Raw genomic sequence first — 4,038 nt, forward strand, 5'->3', positions numbered from 1 at the left:
CAGCCGCGTCATCAGCCTGCTCGACCCGGAAGACGTATATATGAATGTTTTTGTGTAAAAAGTACTCTTTAACTTCGTTATAAATTTCACTGCTATATAAATAAATCAAATAGTAGTGTGCCGATATAGCAACGGCATTATATAGATATTTACCATACCCCGGTCTGGCAACTTTTATAAAGGGGAAAATTTTAAATCCCTTTATGCCTTTATTTATGCAAAAATACACGACGAATTTTATAAATACATTCGCCACATACATAAAAAATAAGAATACCAAGAAAAGACCTAACAAGCCAATACGATAAAAAATTCTGACATTTTTGACAAATCAGAAAAATATTCTTGTAACGATTTAAGACTACCTATAATAGGTGCGCCCTTTTATCAATGCTTTCTCTACTCATCTGCATCTCTTTTATTGGGAAATTTGATTACATAAAATAATTTACTTTGTCGCTAATATCGATATCGAGTTTATTTAAAAAATATTCTCTTACCTCTTTTGTATCTTTTTTTGAAACCAAAGGAATTATTTGTTTTCCGGTTCTTGTTTTAATGTATAAATATCCTGGATTATAAAATTCAAATTTTTTATTTTGGAGTATCGAAAAGAGGAATATTGGCAAAAATCTAACGACAAGTATAGAAGCGACAAAAATAATTTCTTGATAACCAAAACCTGACAATAGAGAAATCAAACACAAAATAAAACATAAAACATTTATTTTCAATTTATAGTTTTTCTTGATAAAGCTATCATTGTTTATTTTAAAAATTTCCAACCCGCTTGACATGTTTTTAAAATATGTTATGTGCGAATTGTTGATAATAATATCATTTTCTTTTACAAAATAGCAATACAAGGCGAACAGGCACAAAAATAAAATACTTAAAATAAAAGTTGAATTTTGATTATATAGCAAATATGTTCTGCCGCCATAATATAAATCTATCAAACCTTTGTTATACAAAATTTTTATGAAAATAGACGGAATAATGATTGCTATGATGATATAAAACAGCAAGTGCATAATGTTGTAATTTTTTATAACAATCGGATCTTTATCGTAGTCTTTAGCCCCAGTTCTAGAATTTTTATTAGAAGCGGCTTCATCGAAATCTGAATTTTGAAATTTTAGATTTTCTTCCACGTTTAAATTTGAGTTATCGGAATTTGAAGCATTTGAATTTGAAGTATCAAAATTTTGAGCATCAGAATTCTCTTGCGAGCCTTGCTCTAAATTTTGATGTCGCTCGTTTAGAATTTTCTTTAGCTCTTCAAGCCTTGCCTTGTTCATCCTTATCCCTCGCTAGCAATCTTAAGCGATTTCGTATTTTACTTCTTTGTCGCTTGGGATAGTATTAAATTCAAGACTACCTTGCTTACCAGACTCAAGCATTTTTGAAATTTATTTGTTGAGTAAAATTTAGTGAGATAAAGAGATAAATTTAAGCGGGAAGAACCCGCTTAAATTTTATTTACCGCAGCCGCATTTGCCCTGAGCGGCAAGCTTGCGGCGAACATATGCGATTTTGCTTTGAAGCGGAAGGTGCTTAGGGCAGTTGTCCTCGCAGCCTAGCAGCGTCATACAGCCGAATACTCCGTCATCATCGCCGATTAGTTCGTAAAAATCCTCGTCGCTGCGTTTATCCAGCGCATCGATCTGAAAGCGCGCTATGCGGTTGATACCGACGGCGCCGATGAAATCCTTTCGCATTATCGCGGTACCGCAGCTCGCCACGCAGATGCCGCACTCGATGCAGCGATCCAGCTCGAAAACCTCCTGCGCGACCTCTGGCTCGACCTTCTCCTCAAGCTTAGAGATGTCGGTCTCGTGGTCGGTATGGATCCAGCTCTCTACGCGTTTGCTCATCGCGTTCATCCAGTTGCCCGTATCGACGCTGAGGTCTTTTAGCAGCTTGAAAACCGGAAGCGGCATAAGTTCGATCACGCCGTCCGGATAATCCTTAGTAAGCGTGCGGCACGCAAGCTGCGGTTTGCCGTTTACGAGCATACCGCAGCTACCGCAGATACCCGCGCGGCAAACGAAGTCGAAGCTTAGCTCGGGATCAAATTTCTCACGAATCACGTTAAGCGCGATAAACAGCGTCATTCCGTCGGTCTCTTCGAGCTCGTAAGTAGCGAAGTGCGGCTTTGAAATTTTGCTTAGCGGATTATACTTAAATGCCTTTATTGTTATTTTTCTACTCATATCCTATACCTGCTCTTTCGTTAGGTGCTTTGTATTTTGGCTGCAATTCATAATGCATCAATGCCTCTTGAATTTCATATCTGCCTTTGCCCTCGGCTTGCATTTTCTCGCGAATTTCATCGACCTCTTTTTGGCGCACGGCGCTGTCTGGATGCTCGATGATATTGCCTTTGGCGCCGTATCCGCGGAATGCAGGCGGCATCTCCATCTTCATAATATCAAGCGGCTCGTAGCTTAGAGTAGGCATAGTATCGCCCTCTTTCCAGTTTGCAAGCGTTCGTTTTAGCCAGTTTAGATCGTCGCGTTTCGGATAATCCTCGCGGAAGTGCGCGCCGCGGCTTTCGGTGCGATCAAGCGCGCCCTTGGCGATACAAAGCGCGAGCTTTAGCATCTTCGGTACGCGATAAGCCTCCTCGAGCTCCGGATTTCCAAAAAGCTCTTTATTGCTTACTTTGACGTCTAAGGACTGCTTGTAAAGCTCCTCGAGCTCTTTTACGGCTTTGGCTAATCCCTCGCCTGTGCGGAAGATCGCGCAGTGCTCCCACATCACGTCTTTCATCTTGTTTTTGATCTCAAATACGTTAAATTTACCCTCTTTTTCAAGCAGGCTTTTCATATAGTTTTGCTCTTTATCTACGAATTTTTGTATATCGTGCGTATTGATATCGACGTCGTGTCCTTGGCAATACTCCGCAAAATACTCGCCCACGATCATTCCTGCGACGACAGTTTCGGCGACGGAATTTCCGCCCAAGCGGTTAAAGCCGTGCATATCCCAGCACGCAGCCTCGCCGGCGCTGAAAAGTCCAGCTAGCGTTGGACTCTCGCCCGTAGCCTTTGTTTTGATACCGCCCATCGAGTAGTGCTGCATAGGAAGGATCGGAGCCCAGCCCTTGCCGCGCTTCCTGCCCTGCTCGTCGGTTATTACCTCGGTGTCGGCAGGATCGATGCCGTTGAAAATCTCGCAAATTTCTTGCACGTCGCGTAAATTTTTCTCGATATGCTCGCGTCCGAGGATCGATATGTCAAGCCAAACATGCTCGCCGTAAGGGCTTTTGACGCCCTTGCCTTTTCTTATATGCTCCATTATGCGGCGGCTTACGACGTCGCGGCTAGCAAGCTCCTTTTTCTCGGGCTCATAATCCGGCATAAAGCGGTAGCCGTCCACGTCGCGTAAAATTCCGCCGTCGCCGCGGCAACCCTCGGTGAGTAAAATTCCGCTCGGAACGATCGGAGTCGGGTGAAACTGCACCGCTTCCATATTTCCAAGCTGCGCGACGCCTGTCTCAAGCGCGATAGCAGCACCTATACCCTCGCAAACAACGGCGTTTGTGGTGTGCTTATATACTCTGCCGTAGCCGCCGGTAGCGATTAGCGTGCCCTTTGAGACGTATGCGATGAGCTCGCCGGTAACCAAATCGCGCACGATTGCGCCGTAGCAGCGGTTATTTGCATGAATTAACGCGATAGCTTCTTTGCGGTCGTGAATATCGACGTTATGCTTTAGCGCTTCATTTGCAACGGCAAAAAGCATCGTGTGCCCCGTAGCATCGGCAGTATAGCAGGTTCGCCATTTTTTCGTGCCACCGAAGTCGCGGCTGTGAATAAGCCCGTGAACCTCATCTTTTTCGGTGATCGTAGTTTTTTGAGCGTTGATAATAGCGCTTCGCTCGCCTCTAGTAATCCTGGTCCAAGGAACGCCCCAGCCCGCAAGCTCGCGGATCGCCTTAGGCGCCGTTTGCGCAAACATCCTAGCGACATCCTGATCACAGCCCCAGTCGCTTCCTTTTACCGTATCAGCAAAGTGCACGTCCTCATTATC

The 4,038-nt window shown here is 43.9% G+C and carries 3 protein-coding genes and 1 pseudogene; all 4 read right to left on the reverse strand.

Annotation, left to right across the window (positions count from 1 at the left end; translation table 11 throughout):
• Nucleotides 1-280 (reverse strand): annotated as a pseudogene (locus Q0277_RS02525) (hypothetical protein); the annotation flags it as partial.
• Nucleotides 281-434: 154 nt separating this feature from the next.
• Nucleotides 435-1,301 carry a hypothetical protein gene (locus Q0277_RS02530; RefSeq protein WP_297995255.1) on the reverse strand — a complete coding sequence of 289 codons (867 nt, stop codon included), beginning with the start codon at nt 1,299-1,301 and terminating at the stop codon, nt 435-437.
• 177 nt (nt 1,302-1,478) lie between these two features.
• Nucleotides 1,479-2,216: a fumarate reductase iron-sulfur subunit gene (locus Q0277_RS02535; RefSeq protein ID WP_297995256.1), complete on the reverse strand. Its 738-nt coding sequence runs from the start codon at nt 2,214-2,216 to the stop codon at nt 1,479-1,481.
• Nucleotides 2,209-4,038 (reverse strand): fumarate reductase flavoprotein subunit (locus tag Q0277_RS02540; protein WP_297995257.1); only part of this gene is annotated, 1,830 nt, incomplete at its 5' end. The genes Q0277_RS02535 and Q0277_RS02540, both read right to left, overlap by 8 nt.

The organism is uncultured Campylobacter sp. (assembly GCF_938030815.1).
Classification (GTDB): Bacteria; Campylobacterota; Campylobacteria; order Campylobacterales; family Campylobacteraceae; genus Campylobacter_B.

Coding starts and splice junctions, on each gene's coding strand:
- Q0277_RS02535 (WP_297995256.1), bottom strand. CDS start 2,216: ATGAGTAGAAAAATAACAATAAAGGCATTTAAGTATAATCCGCTAAGC.
- Q0277_RS02530 (WP_297995255.1), bottom strand. CDS start 1,301: ATGAACAAGGCAAGGCTTGAAGAGCTAAAGAAAATTCTAAACGAGCGA.